The sequence below is a fragment of the Micromonospora sp. NPDC007271 genome, assembly GCF_040634005.1.
Taxonomy (GTDB): domain Bacteria; phylum Actinomycetota; class Actinomycetes; order Mycobacteriales; family Micromonosporaceae; genus Micromonospora.
The window spans coordinates 101,306-127,000 of record NZ_JBEYER010000002.1; the positions used below are offsets into that span (position 1 = coordinate 101,306).

Below are 25,695 nucleotides of genomic sequence, written 5' to 3' on the forward strand. Positions count from 1 at the left end.
CGGAGGGGTCCGGGCGCTCGGATTGAGCTCAGGATCGACCTAGATTAATAGACAAAGTTGAGGATGTAAACTTACCTGCGCGGGCGGCGTCAGCGGCCGCCCCCTGGGCGGCAGCGTCACCGTGGGCCAGTCCGGCGTGCCGGGCGGGTGGCGTTCGGTGATCGCCAGCAGGTCGTCGAGGTGCCGCAGCCGGTACCGGGGCAGCATCGGGCCGCTCCGCATGAGCGCTGCGAGGAGGTCGGCCGCCAGCACGCCCCGGACCGGCAGGTCGTCGGGGAGCCGGTGGAGGTCGTTGATCGCCGCGTCCAGGTCACCCCGGCCGTAGGCCGCCCGGGAAATGGCGACGCACCGCTCGGCGATGTCCCTTGCCTCGTCCACCACCGCCCCCTCGTGACGTCCGCGCCTGACGACCTGATCTGACGGACGGCCGGACGGAACGGTGGGAGCCGGACGGGGCATCTCGTCACCCCGCCGCAGCCGGTCTGACCACGGTCCGCGGTATCGGCCCTGCGGAGGTCGCCGGTCTGCCACCGTGAACTCAGCAGAGCCTGCCGTCCATCAGGAGGTCTGGGGGTGAGCGAGCAGCCGTCCGACGGCCCGAACGACACGCCGCCCGGCCGGCCGGGCGGTTCCTGGTTGACCCGGAACCTGAAGGTCCTGTCCGGGGTGTCGCTGTTGCAGGACGCCGCGTCGGAGTTGCTGTATCCGATCCTGCCGATCTTCCTGACGACCGTGCTGGGAGCTCCCGCTGTCGTGGTGGGGGCGGTCGAAGGGGTCGCCGAGGGCACCGCGGCGTTGAGCAAGGTCATCAGCGGTCGGATCGCTGACCGGTTCCATGCCCGGCCGATGATCGGCCTCGGATACGGGCTCGCCGCGCTCGGCAAGGTCATTATCGCCGCCGCAGTTGTCTGGCCGGTCGTCCTCGCCGGTCGCGCAGTGGACCGGCTGGGCAAGGGCATCCGCGACGCCCCCCGCGACGCGCTGATAGCGACCGGCGTGCCGCCGCCCGTCAGGGGGCGGGCCTTCGGTTTTCACCGGATGATGGACACCGCCGGCGCGGTGATCGGACCGCTCATCGGTCTCGCCGGTTACCAGCTGCTGCACCACCACATCCGGCCGCTGCTCATCATCGCCGTGGTGCCCGCCGTGGCCAGCGTCATCCTGGTGGCCGCAGTCCGCGAACCGTCCCGTCGCCACCGCACCGGCAGTTGGCGCCTGCGGCACCTGCCCAGCCGCTACTGGCGGGTGGTCGCCGTACTGGCGCTGTTCAGCCTCGTCAACTTCCCCGACGCGCTTCTGCTCCTCCGCCTGCACGAGATCGGCTTCTCCGTCTCCGCCGTCATCGGCGCCTACGTCACCTACAACGCGGTCTACGCCGTCCTGAGCTACCCGGCCGGGGTGATCACCGATCGACTGTCGCCACCCGCGGTCTTCGGTGCCGGCCTGGTCCTGTTCGCCCTCGCCTACACCGGACTCGGCCTGACCCGCTCCCACACCGCCGCGTGGCTGCTCCTGGCCGTCTACGGCGGGTTCACCGCCTTCACCGACGGTGTCGGGAAAGCGTGGATCTCCGGACTCCTGGCCCATCATGAGCAGGGCACCGGCCAAGGGCTGTTCCAGGGTGTGACCGGCCTGGCCGTCCTGGCCGCCGGTCTCTGGGCCGGACTCGCCTGGGGGCACGAGGGCACCGTCCCCCTCCTGGTCTCCGGAATCGCCGCCGCCGTCCTCGCCGCATGGCTCCTCACCCACCCCGATCGACATCACGCCGACCCGAGCTGAGGCACGCGAGGCGGGACAGGATGGCGGAGCGGCGGGTGACCGAGGCCTGGTCGATGCCGTAACGCGCCACCACGCGGTGGTAGCAGGTCACCGTACCGGGGGCGGCGCCAGGTGACGCTCAGCGCGGAGCGTGGCGATCTGCCAGAGCGTACGAGGCGACTGCGGTGAGCGCCGAGACAGCCAGCACGGAGGGCCAGGCGCCGATGCGCCTGGCCAGCGGATGCGACAGGCCAAAGGACCCGACGTAGGTCGCGACCAGCGCTGCGGTCACTGCCGGGCTCGTCCGCCGGGCCCACTCGCGGCCCGCCAGCACGCCACCTGCCGCGAGAACCACGCCGCCGAGCGGCCGGTTACCGGTCCGGCGGGCGAGCTGCCACCCGCCGATAAGGGAGCCCGCGGTGGTCGCCGCGGTAGGGAGGCGCATTCCACGACCGTACACCGCTGGTGGGAGCCGCGCGGGTGGGTGGACACCGCCACCCACCCGCGGAGGACGTCGTTCCCCGGATCAGCTCGCTCCGCGGGTACGCCCGGGCAGCGCAAGGAAGGCCAGACCAACGGTGAGCACGGCCAGCCCGGCCCAGGAGACCACCGGCAGCCGTTCGTCTAGGAGTACAACGCCCAGCACGGCCGCGACAGCGGGTTCCGCCAGGGTCAGGGCCGTGGCGACCTGCGCCGTGGTATGGCGCAGGCCGTATCCGAAGAGCCGGTAGGCCAGGAACGTCGCGACGACGGCGAGGTGCACCGCCACCGCCGCGCCGCGAACGGTGAGCAGCCACCGCGGGTTGCCGGCCAGCAGCACGGGCAGAACCAGCAGCGCGGCCGCACCGAACATCGCGCCCATCACCGCCCGCGAGGCGTGTCCTCGTGCGATGAGCTTCCGGCTCACCAGCGAGTAGGCGGCGTAGGAGAACCCGGCGACGGCGGCCAGGGTCACGCCGATGACGTCTACGGAGCTGGTCCTGCCGGCGAGCTCAGGCCCCAGGACCAGGAGCATGCATCCGATGACCGCCGCCACGGTGGCGACAGCCCAACGACGGGTCGGCCTGGCGCCCTGTGCGAACCAGCCGAGCAAACCGGCGAAGACCGGTGCGCCGCCCAGCGCGATGATGGTCGCCACCGCCACGCCTGACCGTGCCACCGCCGGGTAGAAGCTGAGCGGATAGCCGGCTACCGCGACCGCCCCCAGGGCAAGTAGCCGTCGCTCGTCGCGGGCGCAGCGCCGGGGGAGCGAGCGAGCGCTTCGGGTGGAGAACAGCAGCAGCAGGCCGCCGAGGATCAGGCCGGCGGCACCGACAGCTGCCGCCGGCGCTCCGAACGGCGCGAAGGAACTCGCGGTGCCGGTGGTGCCCCACAGCACCGCGGCGGTCAGAATCGGTACGGGTCCGGTGAGAGGGTCGGTGTGGCGGGCCGGCGACCCGGCGGGAGCTGGGCGAGCAGAAACCGGCAATGATGCGCGATGTGACATGGTCGTGAACTTTCCGCGTCGAATACCGTCCGAGGGCTATGCGATACGGGCGCACGACACATGGCCGGGCCGTTCTGAAGAGCGGCCGGGATGCGGGTCGAGCCGTCAGTGTGTGCGCCCGGTCAGGCGCGCAACGGCGGCAGAACGACGTGCCAGTACGAGTTCACGCCGCGATGCTACCCGCCAACCGCGGGTGGTGGCTCGGATGCCGGCGGGATGAGCGCGGTGAGCAGGCCGGGTGCGGCGAGCCGCTGATAGACGCCGGCGAGGGCGGCAGGTCCGGGCCGGAAGTCCTGGTCGACCCACCAGGTGAGCAGGCCGAGGGCGGCTGAGGTGTAGAACGCTGCGGCGATGTCGACCGGCAGGTCGCTGCCGGCGGCCTCGATGTGCGGGCGCAGATGGTCGCGGAGCAGGCCGCTGACGAGTCCGTGCAGGTGGCGCTGCGCGACGGTGCCGCCGCGCCGGCCGCACAGCGCCAGATAAAGGTCCCGGTGCCGGTAGGCGTGGGCGAAGATCACGCCGGTCGGGCTGGTCGGATGCGGTGGCACACCCGGCTTGAGGGCGTCGAGGTCGCGCTGCAGGTCGGCGCGCAGGTCGTCGAAGCCGGCCAGCAGCAGGTCGTCCTTGTCGCGGTAGTGGGTGTAGAAGGTGGAGCGTCCCACGTCGGCACGGTCGAGAATGTCCTGCACCGTGATCCGGTCGTAGCCCTTCTCCGGGATCAGGGCGACGAGCGCCTCACGGAGAAGTCGCTGGCTGCGCCGGATCCGGCGGTCCTGTCCCGGCATCTCCTGTCCCACTTTCCGAACAGTTGCCAGCGGCTGTCCGGTAACGGATCGCGGCGCTGTTCTGGTCGTTGAACCGGCTCCCTGCCCGCGACCATACTCGGACATCATGTTCGACATCATACGAGTGTCCGACCGTGGCCGGCGGCTCTGGCCACCCCGGCGGTAGGGGAGCGCCCGATGTACCTCCACCCGCGATCTCGTCGTCTACTGCTGGCCGCCCACATCATCGTCACGGTGGGTGCGCTGGGCGCCGACGCGGCACTCCTGGCGCTGGGTGTGTCCGGCCTACGCGACAGCGATCCACGCGCGGTGTACCCGGCGGCGTACCTCCTCGGCCGGTGGCTGGTCGCGCCGTTGGCGGCCGGAAGCGTCCTGAGCGGCCTCGCCCTGGCGGCCGCCGGGCCGTGGCGGCCACTGCGGCACGGCTGGGTCACCGTCAAGCTCGCGCTCGCGGCGGTACTCGCCGCAGCCGCCCCGGCTCTGCTCGTTCCCCGGCTCGGGCACGCCGCCGCTGCGGCAGTCGGGTCCTCGACGCCGGGCGTTCCCCGCGGCGACCAGATCGTGGCGGTGGCGGCACCGGCGGCGGCACTCCTGTTCCTCGGGATCAACGTGGTCCTCGGGGTCTTCAAGCCGGGCCGGCGGCGGCCCGGTCCGGCGGCACCTTCGGAGGTGGCATATGCAGCCGATCGCCAACGTTGAGCAGGCCGAGGCGTGGAACGGGCCTGAAGGCCGGCACTGGGCCGAACACGCCGCCCAGTGGGACGCGGTCAGCGCAGCGCTCAACGAACCGCTCCTCGCGTCGGCCGGGATCAACCCGGACGATCGCGTGCTCGACCTCGGCTGCGGCAACGGTCAGAGCACCCGGCTGGCCGCCCGGCGTGCCCCGGACGGATACGCGCTCGGGGTCGACCTGTCCGGCCCGATGCTGCGGACAGCGCGGGCCCATGCCGCCGGGGAAGGGCTGACCAACGTCCGGTTCGAACAGGGTGACGTGCAGGTGCACCCGTTTCCGCCGGGCGGGTTCGATGTCGCCCTCAGCCGCGGCGGGCTGACCTTCTTCACCGACCCCGTGTCGGCCTTCACCAACGTCGCGCACGCGCTGCGACCCGGTGGTCGCCTGGCGTTCACCTGCGCGCGAGCCGTCGACGAACAGCAGTGGTTCACCGTGCTCATGGCCGCACTCGTCGGCCGCGTCCCGCGCATCGACCCCGGGGCGGCGTACGAGCCGGGCATGTTCTCCCTGGCCGACCCCCGACGCATCGACGAACTGCTGACAGCGGCCGGATTCCGTGACATCACCATCAGCGGCGTCGACCCAGCCATGACCTACGGACCCGACGCCGCGGCCGCCACCCAGCTCTTTCTCGGCACCGGACCGGCACGCGCGCTGCTGCACAACGGCGACCGGCAGGCGGCCACCCGAGCCCGGGTCGCGCTCACCACCGCACTGAGCACCTACGAGCACCCCGACGGCGTCCAGCTGAAGGGAGCATTCTGGCTGGTCACCGCCGTAGCGGGTGGCAAATGATCAACGAGTCGCGCCAGCCGGGTGGGCCGCCCGCCTCGATACATCGTGCGCTCTCGCATGACGACTGCCCGCACTGCGGTGTCCCGCCCGTTGTGCGGGTGGACACCCGTCGGATGGCGTGCTCACGCCAGTTCGGCGATCACTGCGCGGACCATTCGGCGGCCGTGCTCGGCCATTCGCGGGAAGGTGTACCGGTAGTAGTCGATGCCGGTCAGCGACGGTGCGAGGGCCCAGCCGCAGGCGCGGCGCCAGGTGGCGCCGTCGTACCCGACTGCCTGCCGGTAGGCTTCCCGGGCCGCGCCGGTGAAGGTCCACAGCGCCGGAGCCACGTCCGGTGCCGGATCGCCGACACCGAGGGCGCCGAAGTCGATCACCGCGGCCAGCCGACCGCGGTGGGTGATGAGGTTGCCCGGCTGCAGATCACCGTGGATCCACACGGGGTCCTGATCCCAGTCAGGAGCAGCCAGGCAGGCATCCCAGGCCGCCTCGGCCGCGGCCACATCGAAGCCGTCGTCATGCTCGGCGAGCCGGGGCAGCGCACGGCGGACGGCTTCGTCGGCGTGAAGCAGGGCGGACCCTCGGGTACCCGGTGGCTTGGCCGGACCTCCGGCCGGATCCACCCCGTGCAGGGCGCGAACGAAGGCTGCCACGTCGCGGGCCAGGAGTACGTCGTTGCAGCCAAGCCTGGGAGGCGTGCTCCCCACGATCCACGGCACCACGGTCCACCGCCACGGGTACCCCGCGCCCGGCTCGCCCACGTGCAGCGGAAGCGGAATCCGCGCAGGCAGGTGGGACGCCAGCAAGGGCAGCCACCGCGCATCAGAATCGGCCTGGTCGACCGCCCCGGCAATCTTGGGCATCCGGGCGACGAGTTCGTCGCCGATCCGAAAGAGTACGTGGTCGGTGCCCTCCAACTCGTCGGGCACGGGTGTCACGGGAAGATCGGCCCACTGCGGGCACTGCGCCGCCACCAGGCGCCGCACCTGCCCGACGGTGGCTCGGATCTCGTCATCATGGATGGGCACGGCGGGCACGCTAGTCCGGTTGGGCGGCGTGGTGCCAACCGATTAGGTGCCCAGCTTGCGTGGCGGCCCTGGCTCATACCTCGCGCGGCAGGTTCCACAGGTGGAGGCGGGTCCGGTCCGTGGCGACCGTGTACCAGGCACCCGCTCCGGCCGATCGGGGAGGTCCCGAGACGGGGAAGGGGTAGGCGACCTGGCCGCGCAGGGTCATCGTGTGCGGGTCGACAAGCCAGTGGCGGGAGTCCTCCGGGTAGTCCTCGGTGCCGACCACGGCGGTGTCGTCGTAGGGGAACGCCGCCGCCTCGTAGTCCCAGCGAACCCGGTCGTCGTCCTCGTCTGCGGGCTGGGGCACCGCTTCGTCGGCGTCCAGCTGCCGTAGTTCCCTGCCATCGTCCGCCCGGTGCAGGTAGAGGGACCACTGCCCCAGATCCGTGGTCAGGAAGTGCTCCCCGGACGGGCTCACGGCGAGGAGGACCTCCTCGACGAACCGCTGGACGGTGAGCGTCTCGCCATCCCAGTGTCCCCACAGCACGGGCGAGCTCTCCTCGCCCTCGCCGACGGTCAACCCCATGTACGCCGGGTTCGGGTGGGGGAAGTGGAGGGAACCGGACCCCACGGTCATCGTCCCGGCCCGGGTCAGCACCGTGCCGTCGGTGGGGTCGAGGATCAGCCACTCCTCCTCGACGTTGTGCCCCGCGTGGTTGCGGATGTGGGCCCACAGGAGCTTGCCGTCCGAGGAGAAGGCCGCCGAGCCGCTGTCCGCGTGGTCGTGGTCGTCGTCGTCGGCGTACTCGGAGAACGAGGAGTGGGCCTCGGTGCACACGGCGGCGGACCAACAGCCGTGCCGGATCTCCCACCGCACGACGCCGGTCGAATCCACTGCTCGCAAGGCGTGCACGCCGGCGAACACGGCGACATCACCGGTGGGCGAGACCGTCACCGAGCCGTACCGGCGAGGCCAGGGGGCGGGGAAGCGGACCTCCGTCCCCTCCCCGTCGAGATCGCGGACGGCCAGCTCGGTGTCCCCGCGCTGCACCAGCAGCCTGCGCCCGGGCCAGTGCAGCACCTGTGGGGCGTCCGCCGACGCGGGGTCCAGCAGAGCTGCGACGGTGGCCTCGAGACGGGCGGTGATCCGGCCGGAACCCCCGTGGGCGGCAGTGTTGGGCACGTTCGCATACTTTCACAGGCGCGCGAAAGATCAACTTAGCGTAGGCTGGGTGGCATTGGCCCGGCATCTGTCGTCACGTCTGGTGGGCCGACATCCTGACGCGGATTCGGCATCGGCGCGGATCAACAGCGTGATTTGGCGCGACTCGGCGGACGAATGGCTCGACAAGTAGTCGATCGAGAGAAGATCGTCTCTATTTCCGGCCTTACTGATTGGTAGTGGTTGACCATCTCGCGGCCCCGCCGTGACTCTATCGCCACCAGTTTCCGTGGGAGGAGGCAGGATGAGGTTACGGCAATTGGCCGCCGTGGCGGTTGTCACGGCCATGGTGGGGCTCGTATCTGTTCCCGTGCAGGCCCAGGTGCTCGAGCGGCCACCAGCCCAGGCCGGTGCCAAGGTCAAGGGTGTCCCGACGCCGAAGGAATTCTTCGGCTTCGAGATGGGCGATGAGGGGAGGCTCGCCGACTTCGACAGTATCAAGCGCTACTTCAAGCTCATCGGGGACCGTTCGGACGAGGTCGAATACCAGGTTGTGGACCGAACAACACTCGGCAACGACTTCCCGATCCTCCTGATGAGCAACAAGCACAACCTCAAACGAATCAACCAGGTCCTCGACATCAACAAGCGCCTGTCCGACCCGCGGGTGATGCAGGCCGAGGCGAAGAGGGCGGGCATCCCGGTCGACGAGTACGCCGACCAACTCGCCGCCCAGAGCCTGCCGGTCTACTACATCGAGGCGACGATCCACTCGACGGAAGTCGGCGCCACCCAGTCCCTGGTCAATGTCGTGCACCGGATGGCGACGGAGAACTCGGAATTCACTCGGCAGGTCCTCGACAACGTGATCCTGCTCGTCGTCCCGTCGCAGAACCCCGACGGGCAGCATCTGGTGGTCGACCACTTCAACAAGACGGCGGGCACCGACTTCAACCGGACCTACCCGGACCTTTACCACCATTACGCGGGGCATGACAACAACCGCGACTGGTTCATGCTGACCCAGAAGGAGTCGCAGACCCGGGTCCGGCTCGAGCAGAAATACCGCCCGGTCGCGCAGCACTACATGCACCAGGCGGGAACGACCTCCCCGCGGATCTGGTCACCGCCGTGGGACGAGCCGATGTCCGAGACGTTGGACCCGGTTGTCGTCTCCGCGTCCAACGCGCTCGGCATGCAGGCCCAGCGTGACCTCGTGGCGGCGGGCAAGAAGGGCTCGAAATGGAATGACGCGTACGGCATTCTGTGGAACGCCGACGTCATCGGCCACGCTCCTTTCCTTGGTACGTCGACCTGGTTGACCGAGATCGCATCGGCCCGGGATCTTGCTTACACCTACACCTCTGACAAGATTCTCGAGCCCGCCGACAAGACGCTGCGGTCGGTATTGCCGTATGACCGCAAGACCTGGTCGCTCAAGCAGATCGTGGAGTACGGGGACGCGGCGGCCTACTCGGGCATGAAGACGGTGGCCAAAGACCCCAAGGCGTGGCTGTACAACAACCTCTACCGGTCCAACCGGAACAGCGAGACGTGGGACGGCGGCCCGTACGCGTACGTCGTTTCGGCGGACCAGCGCGACCCGTACGCCCTGTACGACATGCTGAAGATCTTCGACTTTGGCCAGGTGGAGATCGACCAGGCCACGAAGGCGTTCACCGTGGGCGACCGGAGCTACCCCGAGGGCTCCTACATTCTCAGGACGAACCAACCGATGGGCCGTTGGGTCGATCAGCTACTTCGAATCGACAAATACCCGGACAGCGCGCGAAAGTGTGCACAATGCCCGCTGATCATGCCGTACAGCGAGACCACCGACAACATCGCACTGTTCCTGGGTGTCGACGTCGACGCCGTGGCGAAGCCCTTCACGGCGACCACGACCCGCGTCAAGGGCATCGAACCGGTGAAGCAGCAGATGCCGGCCCATCCCGGTCAGAACGGCGCCTACGTCCTCAGCCCCACCTCGTACGGCCTGGGTCAGGTCCTCGCTGACCTGCAGGATTCGGCCGTACCGACGTATCGCGCCAAGGCCGCGGTCACGGTCGACGGCAGGAAACTGCCCGCCGGTGCGGTGCTCGTGCCGTCGAAGGAACCGAAGGCGCGCCAGGTGCTGACCAGGGCCAGCCAGGAGACGGGCCTGCCGGTGTACGCCACCGACGCGGTGCCCAAGGTCGCTGCGGTCAAACTGAAGGACAACACCCGGGTGGGTCTCATTCGCGGGGCCAACAACATGCCCGGCGGGTGGATGATGTGGATGTTCGACCAGATCGGCGCGAACTACCGGGTCGTCTCCGCGGACGACTACGCCGACCTCAGCGGCAGGTACGACACCATCGTGCTCGCCCCGGGGATCTCGGCGAACACCATCACCCGTGGTCTCGACCCCGACAAGAACCCGCCGGAGTTCCACTGGGCCCGAGGCGTACCCGACGGACTCGACAAGCTCAAGCAGTTCGTGGAGGCAGGCGGCAACCTCGTGGCGCTCGGCAGCGCCTCCACCACCGCGGCCACGTCGCTCGGTTTGCCGGTCCAGAACATCACGCCCACCAACCGGACCACGTTCAACGTGCCCGGGGCGCTACTCAAGCAGCAGTACGACCCCGATGTCCCGGCGGCCTGGGGGATGCCCGAGTCCTGGCCGACCTGGTTCAACAACGACGCGGCGTTCAAGGTGACCGGCGACGCCCACGTCGCCGCCACGTACCCCAAGGAGGCCAACCTGCTCGTCAGTGGCTACGCCGACGGCACCTCCGCCATCAGCGGCGCCACCAACATCGCCACCTTCGACGTCGGCAAGGGTGAGGCCACCATCGCCGGCGGCCACATCACCTTCCGCACCTGGCCCCGTGCCGCCTGGACCGTGGTCACAAACGCCATGTACAACGGCGCTGGACAGGACGTCACGGCGGACCAGCTGGTCAGCCTCTTCCGGTAGCACTGGGCAGTCGGCTGCGACCGTCCCTGACAACCACATCGGCTGCGGTGCCAACCAGGTGCCGCAGCCGATGCGTCGCCGTCGCCCCCGGCTTCTGCGCCACTGACAGGAGTGGCCCAGCCGGCGTGGGGAGACCCGCTACCGGTGCTCCAGTTCATCCGTGCGGGAGGCTCATGCTCCGGGCTCCGGCGCGGCCGGTTTGCGGGCCTGGATGCGCTCTACCGTGCCGGCCTTGAGCCGCTGGGACTCTTCGACCTGAAATCCGGCCGACCGGACGAGGGGTAGCTGGCGGCGGGTGAAGTGCTCCCCGGCCGCGCGGACCGTGACCTGCTCGAAGAGCCGCTGGGCGGCGCGGATCAGCGGCCAACTGCTGGCGACGTGGTCCACCAGCAGCAGCGCCCCGCCGGGTACCAGGACACGTTTCATCTCCGCGACGGCCGCGGCGGGGTCGGGGATGCTGCACAGCGACAGCGCGCAGACCACCGTGTCGAACGACGCGTCGCCGAAGGGCAGACGCTCGGCGTCGCCTTCGCGTAGCTCGGCCGCGACGCCGAGGTCGGCTGCCCGCGCGCGGGCGATGGCCAGCATCGCCGGGCTCAGGTCGACGCCGGTGACGGTGACGTCGGGCCCGTAGTGGGGCAGGTTACGGCCGGTGCCGATCGCGACCTCGAGGACCCGGCCGTGCGCCCGCTCACCGAGCCATTCCCGTCCACCGGCGAACCAGATCCTCTCGAAGAAGGCGATCTGCCTGTCGTAGCCGGGCGCGGTCTTGTCCCACACCCGCTTCTGCCGGGCGGTAGGGCTTTCGTCCCCCGCTGGTTTCGCTGTGTTGGTCATAACCGTCCTTCGGTCGATGGGGAGAGAGAGCAGTCGACATCGGAGGCGACCGTGGGGCCGGGACGGGAACGAGATGACGGCCGCACCGGGCTCATCTCACCACGCCGGGCAAGGCGTGGCCGGCCCCTTGGCCCAGCCATCGTGGTCCGCCGACCGGGCGACGAGATCCGCCAGGACCTCCGTCTGGTGCACCTGCTCGATGACGTGTACCAGGCCGTGCTGCCCACCGGACACCCGCTCGCCGCGCAACGGGTGATCGACCTCGCCGGCGAACCGTCGGTCGGCAGTGAACCGCCCGGCCCCTGCCTGGAGCCGGTGATCGCCGAGCACCCATCCGAGATCACATTTCGGTCGCCAATGGTTGACACGACTCGGGCGAGGGAGCGAGGGTCACAGTGGACCTTTTCACCAATCTTGAACACGTTCCATCACATCCCGACATCCCACGAGACCCTGATGGAGGACGTATGCGCTTTCGCGCACGCGACGCCGTTGCCGCGGCCGGCATGGCGCTCGCTCTGGTGGCGAGCGGCTGTGGCGCCGACGACGGTGACGGCGGGGCCGGCAGCAAGAAGGTCGAGGTCTTCACCTGGTGGGCCGACGGCGGCGAGAAGGCCGGCCTCGACGGCCTGGTCGCCCAGTTCAAGACCGACTGTTCGCAGTACGAGTTCGTCAACGGCGCGGTCGCTGGCGGCGCCGGATCCAACGCCAAGCAGGTCCTGGCCTCACGGCTGCAGCAGAACGACCCGCCGGACACCTTCCAGGCGCATGCCGGCGCGGAGTTGTCCGACTACATCAAGGCCGGCCAGATCGAGGACCTCAGCGCGCAGTACAAGGAGTGGGGTCTCGACTCGGCGTTCCCGAAGGGTCTCGTCGACAGCCTGACCGTCGACGGCAAGATCTACTCGGTGCCCGCGAACATCCACCGCGCCAACGTGCTGTGGGGGAACAAGACAGTGCTGGCCAAGGCCGGAATCACCGCCCCGGCGACGACCCTGCCGGAGTTCTTCACCCAGCTCGACACGCTCAAGGCCAAGGGCGTCGCGACGCCGCTCGCCCTGGGCAAGGACTGGACGCAGCAGATGCTCTTCGAGGCGGTGCTGATCTCGAAGCTGGGTCCGGAGAAGTTCAGCGGCCTCTGGACCGGCCAGACCGACTGGGCCGGCGCGGACATCACCGACGCCATCAACGACTACAAGAAGCTGCTGTCGTACTCCAACAAGGACCGCGACACCTTCGACTGGACCGACGCCGAGAAGCTCGTCATGGAGGGCAAGGCCGCCTACCAGCTGATGGGTGACTGGGAGGCCGCGGACCTCGACGCCAAGGGCTTCAAGGACTACAACTACTCGGTCTTTCCGGGCAACGGCGACGCCTACCAGTGGCTGGCCGACTCGTTCGTGCTGCCCAAGAACGCGCGGAACCCCGAGGGCACCAAGTGCTGGCTGAAGACGCTGGGCAGCGCCGCCGGCCAGAAGGCCTTCAACACCAAGAAGGGCTCGATTCCGGCCCGGACCGACGCCAACGCCGCGGACTACCCCGCCTACCAGCAGGCCGCGATCGCCGACTGGGCCAAGGGCACGCCGGTCCCGTCGTGCCCGCACGGCTCGGCCTGCTCGCAGGGTTGGCAGGGCGCGGTCGCCTCGGCGCAGGGCAAGTTCTCCAGCGACGGTGACGTCGCCGCGCTGCAGAGCGCGCTCGTCGCCGCCGCGAAGCAGTACGCAGGCAAGTAGAACCGACGGCTGCGTTGGGACAGGTCGGGTGGCCTGTCCCAACGCGCGTCCCTGATGGAGGATCGGTGACCACGAGAACCGCACCGCCGACGCCGGCACGGACCCGACCGAGGCCGAGCCCGGGGGCACGGCGGGCCCGGGTACGCCGCTGGGTGCCGGGCCTGCTGCTGCTCTCCCCGTCGCTGATCCTGCTGGCCGTCTTCGTCTACGGGCTGATCGGCTGGACCGTGAAGCTGTCGCTCTCCGACGAGCACGACGCCCTGGGCGACAAGGGCTTCGTCGGGCTGTCGAACTTCAGCCACCTGTTCACCGAGGACATCAACGACCGGTTCACCCACTCCCTGAAGAACCTGCTGATCTTCACCGTGGTGTTCATGGCCGGCGCCCTGCTCATGGGCGTGCTGTGGGCGCTCCTGCTGGAGCGGGGCGTGCGTGGGGAAGGCTTCTTCCGCGCCGTGTACCTGTTTCCGATGGCGGTGTCGTTCGTCGCGTCCGGCGTGGTGTGGCGCTGGCTGATGAACTCCGGCACGGGCGAGCAGGCCGGGGGCCTCAACCGGATCTTCCACGACCTGCACCTGGGCTTCCTGGAAAACCCCTGGTGGACCGACCCCGACTGGGGCATGGCAGCCATGGCGCTGCCGGCGATCTGGCAGCTGTCGGGCTACGTGATGGCGCTGTTCCTGTCGGGGTTCCGGGGCATCCCGGCCGACCTGCGCGAGGCGGCGGCGATGGACGGGGCGAGCACCTACCAGCTGTACCGCCACGTGCTCTTTCCGCAGCTGACGCCGACGGCCCTCTCGGCCATGATCATTCTCGGACACATGTCCATGAAGATGTTCGACCTCATCATGTCGGTCTCGGGTGCCCAGTGGATCACCGAGGTCCCCGCGGTCTACGTCTGGCAGACGCTGCTCACCAGCGACTACGCGAAGGCCGCCGCGATCTCGGTCGTCCTACTGCTGCTCATCGCCGTGGTGATCGTGCCCTACCTCATCTACAACAACCGGGTGGAGCGTCGTTCATGAGCGCCAGCACCGTCACGCCCGCGCCGGAGGCGTCGATCAACAAGAAGCCGCGGCCTCAGCGACCCCGCGGCGGAATGGACCGGCGCTCGCCGCTGGGCCGCGCGGTGACGTACACGCTCCTGGTCATCTTCCTGGTCATCGTGGCGATGCCTGCCTACGTACTGCTGGTCACGAGCCTGAAGTCGGGGCGGGAAATCGGCGTCAACGGCCAGTGGAACCTGCCGACGGAGTGGACGTTCGCGTCCTGGGAGAAGGCGTGGAGCGCGCTGCGGCCCTCGTTCATCCGCACCTTCGAGCTGGCGATCCCGGTGGCGCTCATCTCCTCGGCGCTCGGCGCGGCCAACGGCTTCGTGCTGTCGCGGTGGCGGTTCCCGGGCGCCGACGTGGTGTTCACGCTCATCCTGTTCGGCATGTTCATCCCCTACCAGGCGGTCATGATCCCGCTGCGGCAGATCGTGCAGGAGATCGGACTGCCACCCGGCATCCCGACGCTGGTGTTCGTCCACTGCGTGTACGGCATCCCGATCTGCACGCTGATCTTCCGCAACTACTACGCCACGACAGTGCCGGTCGAGCTCATCGAGGCGAGCCGGGTCGACGGGGCCGGGATGCTGCGTACGCTCGCTTCGGTGATCCTGCCGCTCTCGGCGCCCGGCTTCGTGGTGGCGGTCATCTGGCAGTTCACCTCGGCCTGGAACGACTACCTGTTCGCCATCTTCATGTCGAACACCCGCAACGGACCCATCACCATCGCGCTGAACGCGCTGGCCGGTGCCCAGTCCCCGGACTACGCGGCCTCGATGGCGGGGGCGCTCATCACGTCACTGCCGACCCTGCTCGTGTACATCGTGCTGGGTCGCTGGTTCATCGGCGGGCTCATGGCGGGCTCGGTCAAGAGCTGAGCGGGCGCCGGTGCCCCGGGCGGCTCGCGTCCGGCGCCGTTCCCGTTCCGCCCCAGGCCCTGGGTTACGCCCCGCTCAACCATCTCCGCGTCGTTGGAAAGGCCCGGATCCGCCGAAGTGCAACCTATGGTTGCGCAGGGACGGGCATCCGGGTAGCGTGATGCGCAACCAAACGTTGCAGGAGGGCGTCATGGAGTACGGAACCATCGAACGCGAGATCTACGTCGAGGCGTCGCCCGAGATCGTCTTTGAGGTGGTCAGCAACCCCGACCACCTCAAAGAGTGGTGGCCGGACGACGCCCGGTACCAGCCGACGCCCGGGTCCACGGGTGAGATCGTCTTCGGCGACCGCGATGCCGGCGGGGCAGTGGTGCCGTTCACCGTCGTCAACGCGCAACCGCCGCACACGTTCTCGTTCCGGTGGACGCACCCGGCCGACGAGGTCGCGGCGGCGGGCAACTCGCTGCTGGTCACCTTCGACCTGACCCCGTCCGGCGGCGGGACGCTGCTCAAGATGACCGAGACCGGCTTCCGCGAGATGGGCTGGGCGGTCGCCGTCCTGGAGCAGCAGTACCAGGAGCACGTCACCGGCTGGGACTTCCATCTGGCGCGGCTGGCGCCGTACGTCGCGACGCTGCAGGTGCGGTCATGAGCATCGCAGCGGTTGAGCAGGTCGACGACGGTCTCTGGTCCGCGATCGGGGACCCGACCCGGCGCCGGCTGCTCGACCTACTGCTCATCGCGGGCGACAGCACGGCGACGACGCTGAGCGAGCAGTTGCCGGTCACCCGACAGGCGGTGGCCAAGCACCTCGGCGTCCTCGACCGGGTCGGCCTGGTCCGGGCGACGCCGGCCGGCCGGGAGAAGCGGTACCGGGTAAACGAGGCCCAGCTCGCCCGTGCGGTGGCCCAGCTGTCGTCGGTCGGGTCGGCGTGGGATGCCCGGCTGCAGCGGATCAAGCGGATCGCCGAGGCGATCCAGCGCACCCAACAGGACTGACAAGGGAACCGACGAGATCGAGGGAGGGTCGAGATGGTGGACATCCTGCACCGGGTCGGTGTCAAGACCCCGACGCCGGAGAAGGTGTACGACGCGCTGACGACCGTCGAGGGCCTTTCCGGCTGGTGGACGGACGACACGAAGGGGAATGGCGAGGTCGGCGACGTCCTCAGGTTCCGGTTCCCGCCCGGTGGCTTCGACCTGGAGGTCGTCGAGCTACGGCCGCTCGAACGGGTGGCGTGGCGGGTGGTCGACGGCCCCGAGGAGTGGATCGGGACCACGATCGACTGGGACCTTCGCCAGGACGGTGATTACACGATCGTGCTGTTCAAGCACCAGGGCTGGAAGGAGCCGGTGGAGTTCATGCACCACTGCAGTACCAAGTGGGGCTCGTTTCTGATGAGCCTGAAGTCGTTGGTGGAGACCGGCGAGGGCGCACCAGCGCCGCGGGACGTGCAGATCAGCGACTGGCACTGAGTCGGGTCAGGCTTCTCGGCTCGCCGTGGTCGACCCGGCTGCAGGCGGCAGATCCGCCACGCTCGCCGGAGCCGCCCGAAAAAGTGCGGGGAACCCCCCCGTCCAAGGGTCCCCCGCACTGCGGGTCGAGGACAGGTCAGACTGTGACCGGTTCCTCGACCCCGTCCGGAGGTGTCGGGTCCGCCTTCAGTGCCCGGCGTCCGGGCATCCACCAGTTGGCCTTGCCGCACAGCTCCATCACCGCGGGAACGAGGACCATCCGGATGATGGTGGCGTCGACGAGCACGGCGACGGCCATGCCCAGACCGATCTGCTTGACCGACACGTCGGGACCGAGCACGGCGGTCGTGAAGATGGCGATCATGATGGCGGCCGCGGCCGTGATGACCTTGGCGGTTCCCGCCAGCCCGCGGGTGACGGCCGTCCGGGTGTCGCCGGTGCGCTCGTACTCCTCACGGATCCGCGAGACCAGGAAGACCTCGTAGTCCATCGACAGGCCGAACAGGAGCGGGAACATCATCATCGGCACCCAGGTCGTGACCGGCATCTCGGTGGGGAAACCGAGGACCGAGCCGAGCCATCCCCACTGCACGATCGCGACCAGCACGCCGTAGGCGGCGCCGATCGACAGCAGGTTCATCACGGCGGCCTGCAGCGCGATCGTGACCGACCGGACCAGCACGACCAGCAGCAGCAGGGACAGCACGATGACGACCGTGATCATCAGGGGCAGGCGCGAGCTGGTGTCCTCGGCGAAGTCGATCGCGCCGGCGTTCGGGCCGCCGAGGTAGACATTCCCGCCGCCGGGTGTCTTGGGCAGCACGTCGTCGCGGAGCTTGTGCACCAGGTCGGCGGTCGCCTCGTCCTGGTATCCGGTCGTGGGGAAGGCCATGAAGACGGCGGCCTGCCCGTCCTTGCTGGTCCGAGGCTGCGTGGCGTAGGCGATGCCCTCGGTCTTCCGGACCGCTTCGACGACGGGACCCAGAGCGCCGTTCGTCGAGCCGACCTCGGTGGCGAAGATCAGGGGCGCGCCGTAACCGGGGCCGAAGCCCTCAGAGATGATCCTGTGAGAGGTGTAACTGCTCCGGTCGTGAGGCTGGACGCTGGCGTCGGGCAGGCTCAGCCGCATCGACAGCGCGGGGGCGGCCAACACGAGCAGGCCCGCGCCGGCCAGGATCGCGGCGATCAGCGGCCGGCGTTGCACCACACCGGCCCAACGCTCTGCCGGGGTACGGCGTTCCCGCGCCGGGGTGTTGTCGCCCCCGCGCCGGCGGGAGGTGCGACGGGGCAGGCGCAGCGAGTTGATCTTGTAGCCGATGAAGCCGAGGAACGCCGGCAACAGGGTCACCGCGGCGATCATCGTCACCAGCACGGTCACCGACGCGCCGACGGCCACGCCGGCCATCATCGCCTGTCCCATGGCGATCAGGCCCAGCAGCGCGATCAAGACGGTCGTGCCGGCGAACAGCACCGCGTGACCCGCGGTGGTGATGGCCTTGACCGTGGCGATCTCCGGCTCGTCGCCGTCCTGCAGGCTGTCCTTGTAGCGGGTCAGGATGAACAGCGCGTAGTCGATGCCGACCCCGAGCCCGATCAACGAGCAGACGAGCACGGTGAAGTCCGGCGAGGGGACCACGTGCCCCACGAGCTTCATCAGGGCGATGCCGCCGAGGACCGCCATCAGTCCGGTCACGATCGGCAGGCCCATCGCCACCAGCGATCCGAAGGCGATGAAGAGGATCACCGCGGCCGTCAGCAGGCCCACTCCCTCGGCCGGGCCCTGCGGGGGTGTCTCCGCCTTCTCCGCCTTGTCCCCGCCCAGCCCCAGCGTCACGCCGTCGCCGGAAGCGTCCTTGACGGTGTCCACCAGGGGCTTGACCTTGGACTTCGCCACGTCCTGATCGGTCAGCGGGATGGTCGTACGGGCGATACGACGGTCCTTCGTCACCAGGCTCTCGTCCTCGTACGGCGAGGTCAGCGGCCCGGTGATGGGTGAGGCGGCCAGTTCGGCGATCACCTTCTCGATCTTCTGCCGGGCCGCGGGGTCGTCGATCCCCCTCTCCGCCTTGATCGCGAGGGTCAGCGTGTCCCCCTGCTGCTCGGGGAAGTGCTTCTCGATCAGAGCCTGCGCCTTGGCGGAATGGGAGTCTCCGCCGGAGTACCTGTTGTCGGAGTCGGCGCCGTAGGTGAAGCCGACGAATGCCACGGCGATGACGCCGACGATCCAGGTCAGGAGGACCAGGCGACGGCGCCGGTAACAGAAGCGGGCCAGTCTCGCCAGCGCTCCGTCCGTACGGGGAGTCTCTGCTGTCATGATCACTTCCTCAGGTGGTTAAGGGACATCGCAGCGGGGTGAGCGCCGACGACTCGGCAAGCTCTCGCAGCCGACGGCTGACGAGCGGCGCGGGCTGGATCAGTGGCCATGGCCCGGGCCTTCGCCGTGCGAGCCGCCGAAGGGCGTCGTGACGCCGTCGTACCGGAGCCGGAGCATCATGCCCTGATCGGCATGGGGCAGGTTGTGGCAGTGGTTCATCCAGACACCGGGATTCGTCGCGCGGAACGCGACCTTCCAGGTCTCACCGGGCCGGACGTCGAACGTGTCCACCCACAGCGGACTACCCGTCGACGGCGTCCCGTTCCTGGACAGGATCAGCACCGGATGGCCGTGCAGGTGCCAGGGGTGCGGTTCCAGGCTTCGGTTGACGACGTTGAACTGGACAAGGTCGCCCTCGGCGACGAGCTGGTCGGGGATGGCGGGGTGACCTCGACCGTTGACGGTCTGCGCATACGCCGGTCGACCGTCGACCATGGCCACCCCGCGGTCGAGGACCATGGTGAAGTGCCGGTCGGCACGGCGGGGGTCGAAAGGCACGGCGGCGGGCACTCCGTACCGCAGCAGGTCGAGCTCCGGCAGGCCGGACGTGTCCTCGATGCGGGCCTCGGCGGGGGCGTCCCCGGGCGGCCGCAGGCGCAGTCCGCCGTCACGATCGTCGTCGACAACGAGCGCCACGGGCGCGTCCGGCATGCGGAACACCAGGTCGCGTCGCCCGCCTGCGGGCAGGTGCAGCGCGACGTCGCGGACCTCGCCGGGCTGGTTGAGGTCCCGGCCGTCGACCGCCGCCACCCGGAAGGGGGTTCCGGTGAGGACGATCCGGTGCGGATCGGAGTCGGTGTTGATCAGTCGCAGCCGCACCGGTGCGCCGGGTGGTGCGGGGTGCTCGGTCCGGCCGTCCCTGTCGGCGATCACGAGGATGCCGTCGAAGGTGTGCACGGGCAGGGTCAGATCCACCTGCTCCGCCGTGGCGGGCTCGTCGGCTCGCTGCCCGTCGCGCGGTGTCACGACGAGAGTGCCGTACAGCCCCTTGCGTACGCCGACATGGGACGCGTAATGGGTGTGGTACCAGTAGGTGCCCACCTGGTCGGCGCGGAAGCGGTAGACGAATTCCTCACCGGGTCGCACGGCCGGCTGGGTCAGGCCCGGCACGCCGTCCTCGCCGCACGGCACGTCGTAGCCGTGCCAGTGCAGGCTCACCCCGTCGTCGATGTCGGCGTTGCGCAACCGCACCTCGATCAGGTCACCCTGGGTCGCGGTGATCGCCGGACCCGCTACCTCGCCGTTGTAGGTCCACGCGTCCAGCTCCCGCCCGGACGCCAGCCGTACGGTGGCCTTCTGCGCGGTGAGCACCTGCCGCCGCACGGTGCCACCCGGCGCCGGTGAACCGGCGCCACGCAGGTCGGCCACCGACACGGCCGCCCGGGACGCGCGCCCGGGGCCGCCTCCCACGGTCACCGACTCGGTGGGGAGGAACGACAGCCCGGCGCCGGCGCCGGCCGCGGTCACCACGGCCGCGCCACCGGTCCAGCCGATGAACCGGCGGCGGGAGATCGGGCGTCCCTCCAGCGCCAGCGCGACGCCCGCATCGGCCGTCTCCTCGGCGGCAGGTGCGACCACTCGCACGGTCAGCAACGCGCCGGCGGACACCAGCGAGATCGTGATCAAGGCCGTGCTCACGGTGAGCGGGTACCCGACCAGGAAGGTCACCACAAGACCGGCCAGCGCCGCGTAGGCCGCGGTGAACACCGAGACCAGGCCGCCCACCGACGCTCCGTCGCCTCGCCCCCGCCTTGCCGCGAGCAGTTGCGGGCCGACGAGCAGCACGGCGACGGCCCCGGCGACTCCCAGCATCGGCAGCCCCAGGAGCACCTTCTCCTGGACGAACCACCAGCCCCGACCCGCCAGTATCGTCACGCTGACCACTCGGGCCAGGGTCACGAGCACCGCCGCGACTCCGACGGCGAGCGCCAGCCGGGCGCGCCGGAGCGCCAGTGCGACGCCGGCCCCGGACCACGTCGCGACGCCCAGCAGCGCGACGACGTGGTCCAGGATGATCAGCAGCCCGGTACTCACGGTGCCGGTCGGGTGGGTTCGGCCGGCCTGGACATCTGGCCGGCCTGGGGGGTGGGCTCGGCCGGCGCGGACAGCTGCCTGGCCTGACGGACGATCCTCACCGCCACCGCCACGATGGCGAGACCGTTGACCGCGTGCAGACCGAAGACCATCGCGCCTGCGGTCGTGCTGCCGCCGGTGTCGTTCAACGCGCCGGCGATCGCCGCGATCACGACCTGGACGATCGCGAGCCCGGCGACGAGGCCGCTCATCCCGATGAGCCGCCCGGGCATCCGGGTCACCGCGGCGACGATGGTCACCAGGATCGCGATCAGGACAATCACCGAACCCAGCATGCGGTGCGGCTGGAAGGACTCATCCTTGGGCGCCGTGGCGAACGCACCGCTGGCAGCCAGGAAGAACTGTGCGACGACGGCCAACCCCTGCAGGGCCGCCAAGCCGGCGAAGAACTTACGCATGACGCGCTCCTAGAGGTGGGGGAGGATGATCGCTCATGGTGGTGATCGTCGCGCCGGGGCGGCCACCGTCGCCTCTGACAGCGGATGGCAGCGTCTACGCAATCCGGCGTAGCCCGTTCGTGTCCCGCTACGCCGGCCGGCGTAGCAGGTCGCGCGTCTGGGCGAAGCGTCGCCCGTGCGCAGAACCGTAGGATCGCTGCATGGAACACCGTGCCGTGTCGTTCCCCCCGCGGGTGGTGGCGCAGGACCTGACGCTCGCGCTCTTCATCACCGTGATGCAGGTGCAGGGCACGGTCGCCAAGGTTGCCATCGAGGGGGCCCCTCGTCCGCTCGCCGACCTCGGAAACCTCGGATACGCGCTGCTGGCGGTGAGTGGCCTGGTCGTGGCCGTCCGCCGCCGGTGGCCGGTTCCGGTGTTCGTCACCACCGCACTCGCCAGCCTGGTGTACTTCAGCCTCGACTTCCCGGACGGGCCCGGCTGGCTCGGGCTCTTCGTCGCCCTGTACACCCTCACCGCGTACGGTGACGGGCGCCGGTCGCTGGTGTTGGCTGGCGTGGGCATTACGGTGCTCGCCGTCGGGTGGCTGGTCGCCGCGGCCGACATCGAGCCACGCGCCGCCATCGGCTGGGTGTTCTTCCGGATCGGTGCTTCGGTCATGAGCGCGGCCCTCGGCGAGTCCGTCCGGTCTCGACGGGTCATCGCAGCCGAAGCTCAGGACCGTGCCGAGCTGGCTGAACGGACTCGCGAGGAGGAGGCGCGGGCGCGGGTCGACGCCGAACGGCTGCGGATCGCACGCGAGGTCCACGACACCGTTGCGCACGCCATAGCGATCATCAACATCCAATCCGGTGTCACCGCGCACGTGCTCGACAAGAGACCGGAAGTGGCCCGCGAGGCGCTGCAGGCCATCGAGCAGACCAGCGCTCGGGCGCTGCGGGAGATGCGGGCCATCCTCGGGGTGCTCCGTGACGACGACGACAAGCGTGTGCCGTACCCCGGGCTCGGGCAGATCGACGAACTCACCGCCAAGGCACGCGACGCCGGGCTCGACATCAGCCTTGAGCAGGCCTCGTCCCCGGCGCCGGTGCCGAGCGCGGTGGGGAGTGCCGCCTACCGGATCCTGCAGGAATCGATCACCAACGTGATCCGCCATGTCGGCCCGACCCGGGTGACCGTGGCGCTGCACCCAGGGGTCGACGCCTTGGAGATCCGGGTGACCGATGAGGGCCGGCGCGGCGCCCCAGGCGACCTCGCCCACGCACACCTACCGGCCCAGCATCCGACCAGCACCGGCAGCTCGGCCAAGCCCGGCCGCGGGATCCTCGGCATGCGCGAGCGTTGCCAGCTGCTGGGCGGCGAACTCGAGGCCAGGCCGACTCCGGGCGGAGGGTTCGAAGTCCGGGCCCGGCTGCCCCTCGCGCCGACCGGGTCGCGCCTGTGAACGCGGCGGCCGGGTCACCGGCAACCAATGCTCCGATCAAGGTGCTGCTCGCCGACGACGAGGGGCTCGTGCGGTCCGGGTTCAAGGTCCTGCTCGGTGTCGAGGACGACATCACGGTGGTGGGCGAAGCCGCCAACGGACACGAAGCCGTCGAGCGGGCCCGCGCCACCCGCCCCGACGTCGTCCTCATGGACATCCGCATGCCAAAGCTGGACGGGATTCAAGCCACCACCCAGATCACCGAGACCCGCGGGTTGGAGCAGGTCCGGGTCATCATCCTCACCACCTACGACACCGACGAGTACGTCTTCGAGGCGTTACAGGCCGGCGCGAGCGGCTTCCTGCTCAAGGACGCCGGCCCCGCCGAGCTCCTGCATGCCATCCGGGTGGTCGCCGCCGGGGACGCGCTGCTCGCGCCGCGGATCACCCGACGCCTCATCGGCCAGTTCACCGCGCAGCGGACAGCCACCCAGGCCGCGGAGGAGCGGCTCGCGGTGCTGACCCAGCGCGAGCGCGAAGTGCTGGCTCTGGTGGGGCAGGGCCTGAGCAACAACGAGATCGGCAGCGAGTTGTTCCTCAGCCCGGCCACCGCGCGCACCCATGTCAGCCGCGCGATGGCGAAACTGGGTGCGCGCGACCGCGCGCAACTGGTGGTCATCGCCTACCAGACCGGACTGGTCACCGCGCCCTAGTCGAGCAGGGCGAGGAACCGGCGCAGGGCCGGGTTCGTGCTGTCGCGCGGCCACGCCAGGGCGACGTCCACGGTGGGCGTCGGGGCGGTGAACCGGCGCAGCCGTACCCCGCGCAGCCGCAGCGCGCGGGCCCGGCCGGCCGGGACGGCCGCGACCACGTCCCCCTGCGCCACCGCCCGCAGCAGCTGCTCGTCGTCCGGCTCCTGCCGGACGAGCCGGAAGCCGCCGCGCGGCCAGACCTGAGCGATCGTCCGGTCGAACATGCCGGGGCCGTTCTCGCGCGGCCACATCACGGCCGGCAGGTCGACCACCTCGGCCCGGCTGATCCGCCGGCGGCCGGCGGCGAGGGGGTGGCCCGTGGGCAGGGCCAGCACCAGCTCCTCGGTGTCGACCGTCCGGCAGGCCAGCGTCGGCTCGTCGATCGGCGGGCGGACGAACGCCGCGTCGAGCCGGCCGGCCAGCAGGCCGGCCACGTTCGGTGCCGTCCAGGCCGTCTCCGGGACCACCTCGACGTCCGGGTGGGCGGCCCGGAACCGGGCGACCAGGGCATCGACCCGGCCGCCGCGCGCCGACCGGGTGTACGCCAGCCGGAGCCGGCCGCCCCGCCCGCGTACCAGGTCCCGGATGCGGGCGGTCCCCGCGTCCACCTCGGCGAGCAGCCGGGCGGCCTCGTCGGCGACCCGCGCCCCCACCTCGGTCAGGGTGCAGCCCCGGCTGGTGCGGTGCACGAGCGGCACGCCGAGCTGGCGTTCGAGGGCGCGGATCTGCTGGCTGAGCGCGGGCTGGGCGACGCGCAGCCGGGCGGCGGCCCGGGTGAAGTGCAGTTCCTCGGCGAGCACCGCGAAGTAGCGCAGCCGCCGCAGGTCCGACCAGGCGTCCAGGGCCGGCGCGTCGGACATGGACCCATCATAAGCGCCGCTTATCGCCGGCTGCCCGATCCGTCTTGGACGGCGGCCCGCCGGGACGACGACGATCCGGCCAACGGCACGAGTGACGGGAGCGGGCGATGACGGCAGCGACGGACGTGGTGGTGGTCGGCGGCGGGGTTGTCGGGATGACGGCGGCGGTCACCCTCCAGCAACGGGGGGCGCGGGTGACCGTGCTGGCCGCCGACGAGCCGGCGGACACGGTGTCCACGGTGGCCGCCGCGGTGTGGTACCCGAGCCACACCGACCAGGACCCGCGGGTGCTGCGCTGGGCGGGGGAGACGCACGCGGAGCTGATCCGCCAGGCGGCGGACGGGGTGCCGGGAGTGGTCGAGCGGCCGACCCGGATGCTGCTGCGCCATCCGTACGCCGGCCCGCCGTGGTGGGCGGAGGCGTGCGGGGGCCTGGTGGCGGAGCCGGCGGAGCCGCCGTACACGGCGCTGCTGCGGTTCACCGCGCCGATGGTGGAGATGACGCCGTACCTGGCCTGGCTGCGGGAGCGGCTGGCGGCCGGCGGCGGGCGGGTGCTGCGCCGCCGGGTGCGGCGGCTCGCCGACGCGTTCGACCTCGCGCCGACGGTCGTCAACGCGACGGGGCTGGCCGCCGGCCGGCTCGCCGCCGACCCGGCCGTGCACCCGGTGCGCGGGCATCTGGTGCTGGTGGCGAACCCGGGCCTGACCGTCTCCGTGCGCGACGAGAACGACCCGGCCGGAATCACGTACGTGCACCCGCGCCGGCACGACGTGGTGCTCGGCGGCACGTACCAGCCGGGGGTGGGGCACACCGCGCCCGACCCGGACACGGCGGCGGCGATCCGGCGCCGCTGCGTCGCGCTGGTGCCGGAGCTGGCCGACGCGCCGGTGCTCGGTGAGCGGATCGGGCTGCGGCCGGCCCGGCACGGTGGCCCCCGGGTCGAGGTGGACCCGGACCCGGCGGGCCCGCCCGGCAGCCGGCTGGTGCACGCGTACGGCCACGGGGGAGCGGGGGTCACCCTGTCCTGGGGGTGCGCCGCCGAGGTGGCGGATCTCGCCCTGGGCCGCTGACCGGCCGGCGCCGCCTGCTCGCCGCCAGCGCGCGCCGGGGGAGGGCACGCCGGGGCCGTCGAATATGA

At 70.4% G+C, this 25,695-nt stretch carries 24 protein-coding genes; 13 read left to right on the forward strand and 11 right to left on the reverse strand.

Features of this window, described 5'->3' with window-relative positions; genetic code table 11:
• Positions 1–39: 39 nt before the first annotated feature.
• The gene (locus tag ABZ570_RS01520; RefSeq protein WP_358055554.1) at positions 40–378 is read right to left on the reverse strand and encodes a hypothetical protein; all 339 of its coding nucleotides are present in this window, start codon (positions 376–378) and stop codon (positions 40–42) included.
• A 195-nt stretch (positions 379–573) separates the two neighbouring features.
• On the opposite strand from ABZ570_RS01520, the gene ABZ570_RS01525 reads away from it, so the two are divergent.
• Positions 574–1,779, forward strand: coding sequence for an MFS transporter (locus ABZ570_RS01525; RefSeq protein ID WP_358055557.1), 1,206 nt, complete (start codon positions 574–576; stop codon positions 1,777–1,779).
• Positions 1,780–1,897: 118 nt separating this feature from the next.
• On the opposite strand, the gene ABZ570_RS01530 is transcribed toward ABZ570_RS01525, so the two are convergent.
• From ABZ570_RS01530 to ABZ570_RS01540, 3 genes are all read right to left on the reverse strand, one after another.
• Positions 1,898–2,203, reverse strand: a complete 306-nt coding sequence (locus ABZ570_RS01530; RefSeq protein WP_358055560.1) for a hypothetical protein — start codon at positions 2,201–2,203, stop codon at positions 1,898–1,900.
• 81 nt (positions 2,204–2,284) lie between these two features.
• Positions 2,285–3,244: an EamA family transporter gene (locus tag ABZ570_RS01535; RefSeq protein WP_358055562.1), complete on the reverse strand. Its 960-nt coding sequence runs from the start codon at positions 3,242–3,244 to the stop codon at positions 2,285–2,287.
• Between the two features lie 176 nt (positions 3,245–3,420).
• A complete protein-coding gene (locus ABZ570_RS01540) occupies positions 3,421–4,029 on the reverse strand; it encodes a TetR/AcrR family transcriptional regulator (RefSeq protein WP_358055564.1) in 609 nt (202 codons plus the stop codon).
• Positions 4,030–4,206: 177 nt separating this feature from the next.
• Here ABZ570_RS01540 and ABZ570_RS01545 point away from each other — a divergent pair, with 177 nt between their 5' ends.
• Together ABZ570_RS01545 and ABZ570_RS01550 are read left to right on the forward strand one after the other, a co-directional pair.
• Positions 4,207–4,728, forward strand: a complete 522-nt coding sequence (locus ABZ570_RS01545; protein ID WP_358055567.1) for a hypothetical protein — start codon at positions 4,207–4,209, stop codon at positions 4,726–4,728.
• A complete protein-coding gene (locus tag ABZ570_RS01550) occupies positions 4,706–5,557 on the forward strand; it encodes a class I SAM-dependent methyltransferase (RefSeq protein WP_358055570.1) in 852 nt (283 codons plus the stop codon). The genes ABZ570_RS01545 and ABZ570_RS01550 overlap by 23 nt, the downstream gene beginning before the upstream one ends.
• A 122-nt stretch (positions 5,558–5,679) precedes the next feature.
• On the opposite strand, the gene ABZ570_RS01555 is transcribed toward ABZ570_RS01550, so the two are convergent.
• Together ABZ570_RS01555 and ABZ570_RS01560 are read right to left on the reverse strand one after the other, a co-directional pair.
• Entirely contained in the window at positions 5,680–6,582 is a 903-nt protein-coding gene (locus ABZ570_RS01555; RefSeq protein WP_358055572.1) for an aminoglycoside phosphotransferase family protein, read from the reverse strand.
• Positions 6,583–6,655: 73 nt separating this feature from the next.
• Positions 6,656–7,747 carry a hypothetical protein gene (locus ABZ570_RS01560; protein WP_358055574.1) on the reverse strand — a complete coding sequence of 364 codons (1,092 nt, stop codon included), beginning with the start codon at positions 7,745–7,747 and terminating at the stop codon, positions 6,656–6,658.
• Between the two features lie 283 nt (positions 7,748–8,030).
• Here ABZ570_RS01560 and ABZ570_RS01565 point away from each other — a divergent pair, with 283 nt between their 5' ends.
• Positions 8,031–10,685: a M14 family zinc carboxypeptidase gene (locus ABZ570_RS01565; protein WP_358055576.1), complete on the forward strand. Its 2,655-nt coding sequence runs from the start codon at positions 8,031–8,033 to the stop codon at positions 10,683–10,685.
• A 171-nt stretch (positions 10,686–10,856) separates the two neighbouring features.
• On the opposite strand, the gene ABZ570_RS01570 is transcribed toward ABZ570_RS01565, so the two are convergent.
• The gene (locus tag ABZ570_RS01570; RefSeq protein WP_358055578.1) at positions 10,857–11,522 is read right to left on the reverse strand and encodes a class I SAM-dependent methyltransferase; all 666 of its coding nucleotides are present in this window, start codon (positions 11,520–11,522) and stop codon (positions 10,857–10,859) included.
• A gap of 506 nt (positions 11,523–12,028) precedes the next feature.
• Here ABZ570_RS01570 and ABZ570_RS01575 point away from each other — a divergent pair.
• The 6 genes from ABZ570_RS01575 to ABZ570_RS01600 all read left to right on the forward strand — a co-directional run bounded on the left by ABZ570_RS01575 (position 12,029) and on the right by ABZ570_RS01600 (position 16,658).
• Complete coding sequence (locus ABZ570_RS01575; protein WP_358055705.1) at positions 12,029–13,255, forward strand: extracellular solute-binding protein; 1,227 nt, start codon at positions 12,029–12,031, stop codon at positions 13,253–13,255.
• Between the two features lie 152 nt (positions 13,256–13,407).
• Positions 13,408–14,280 carry a sugar ABC transporter permease gene (locus ABZ570_RS01580; protein WP_358055707.1) on the forward strand — a complete coding sequence of 291 codons (873 nt, stop codon included), beginning with the start codon at positions 13,408–13,410 and terminating at the stop codon, positions 14,278–14,280.
• Positions 14,277–15,182: a carbohydrate ABC transporter permease gene (locus ABZ570_RS01585; protein WP_358055580.1), complete on the forward strand. Its 906-nt coding sequence runs from the start codon at positions 14,277–14,279 to the stop codon at positions 15,180–15,182. Before ABZ570_RS01580 ends, ABZ570_RS01585 begins: the two co-directional genes overlap by 4 nt.
• 190 nt (positions 15,183–15,372) lie before the next feature.
• Positions 15,373–15,834, forward strand: a complete 462-nt coding sequence (locus ABZ570_RS01590) for an SRPBCC family protein (protein ID WP_358055582.1) — start codon at positions 15,373–15,375, stop codon at positions 15,832–15,834.
• Positions 15,831–16,181, forward strand: a complete 351-nt coding sequence (locus ABZ570_RS01595) for a helix-turn-helix domain-containing protein (protein ID WP_358055584.1) — start codon at positions 15,831–15,833, stop codon at positions 16,179–16,181. The genes ABZ570_RS01590 and ABZ570_RS01595 overlap by 4 nt, the downstream gene beginning before the upstream one ends.
• A 33-nt stretch (positions 16,182–16,214) precedes the next feature.
• A complete protein-coding gene (locus tag ABZ570_RS01600) occupies positions 16,215–16,658 on the forward strand; it encodes an SRPBCC domain-containing protein (protein ID WP_358055586.1) in 444 nt (147 codons plus the stop codon).
• Between the two features lie 136 nt (positions 16,659–16,794).
• Here the strand turns inward: ABZ570_RS01600 and ABZ570_RS01605 are convergent, their stop codons facing one another.
• From ABZ570_RS01605 to ABZ570_RS01615, 3 genes are all read right to left on the reverse strand, one after another.
• Positions 16,795–18,972 (reverse strand): MMPL family transporter, encoded by a 2,178-nt coding sequence (locus ABZ570_RS01605; protein ID WP_358055588.1) that lies wholly within the window; start codon positions 18,970–18,972, stop codon positions 16,795–16,797.
• A gap of 99 nt (positions 18,973–19,071) precedes the next feature.
• Complete coding sequence (locus tag ABZ570_RS01610; protein WP_358055590.1) at positions 19,072–21,066, reverse strand: multicopper oxidase family protein; 1,995 nt, start codon at positions 21,064–21,066, stop codon at positions 19,072–19,074.
• A complete protein-coding gene (locus ABZ570_RS01615) occupies positions 21,063–21,524 on the reverse strand; it encodes a DUF6220 domain-containing protein (protein WP_358055592.1) in 462 nt (153 codons plus the stop codon). The genes ABZ570_RS01610 and ABZ570_RS01615 overlap by 4 nt, the downstream gene beginning before the upstream one ends.
• Positions 21,525–21,724: 200 nt before the next feature.
• On the opposite strand from ABZ570_RS01615, the gene ABZ570_RS01620 reads away from it, so the two are divergent.
• Together ABZ570_RS01620 and ABZ570_RS01625 are read left to right on the forward strand one after the other, a co-directional pair.
• A complete protein-coding gene (locus tag ABZ570_RS01620; RefSeq protein WP_358055594.1) occupies positions 21,725–22,966 on the forward strand; it encodes a sensor histidine kinase in 1,242 nt (413 codons plus the stop codon).
• Entirely contained in the window at positions 22,963–23,658 is a 696-nt protein-coding gene (locus ABZ570_RS01625) for a response regulator transcription factor (RefSeq protein WP_358055596.1), read from the forward strand. The genes ABZ570_RS01620 and ABZ570_RS01625 overlap by 4 nt, the downstream gene beginning before the upstream one ends.
• Here the strand turns inward: ABZ570_RS01625 and ABZ570_RS01630 are convergent.
• A complete protein-coding gene (locus ABZ570_RS01630) occupies positions 23,655–24,557 on the reverse strand; it encodes a LysR substrate-binding domain-containing protein (RefSeq protein ID WP_358055598.1) in 903 nt (300 codons plus the stop codon). The two genes, ABZ570_RS01625 and ABZ570_RS01630, sit on opposite strands and share 4 nt — an antisense overlap.
• Positions 24,558–24,664: 107 nt before the next feature.
• Here ABZ570_RS01630 and ABZ570_RS01635 point away from each other — a divergent pair, with 107 nt between their 5' ends.
• Positions 24,665–25,627 (forward strand): FAD-dependent oxidoreductase, encoded by a 963-nt coding sequence (locus tag ABZ570_RS01635; protein WP_358055600.1) that lies wholly within the window; start codon positions 24,665–24,667, stop codon positions 25,625–25,627.
• Positions 25,628–25,695: the final 68 nt, after the last annotated feature.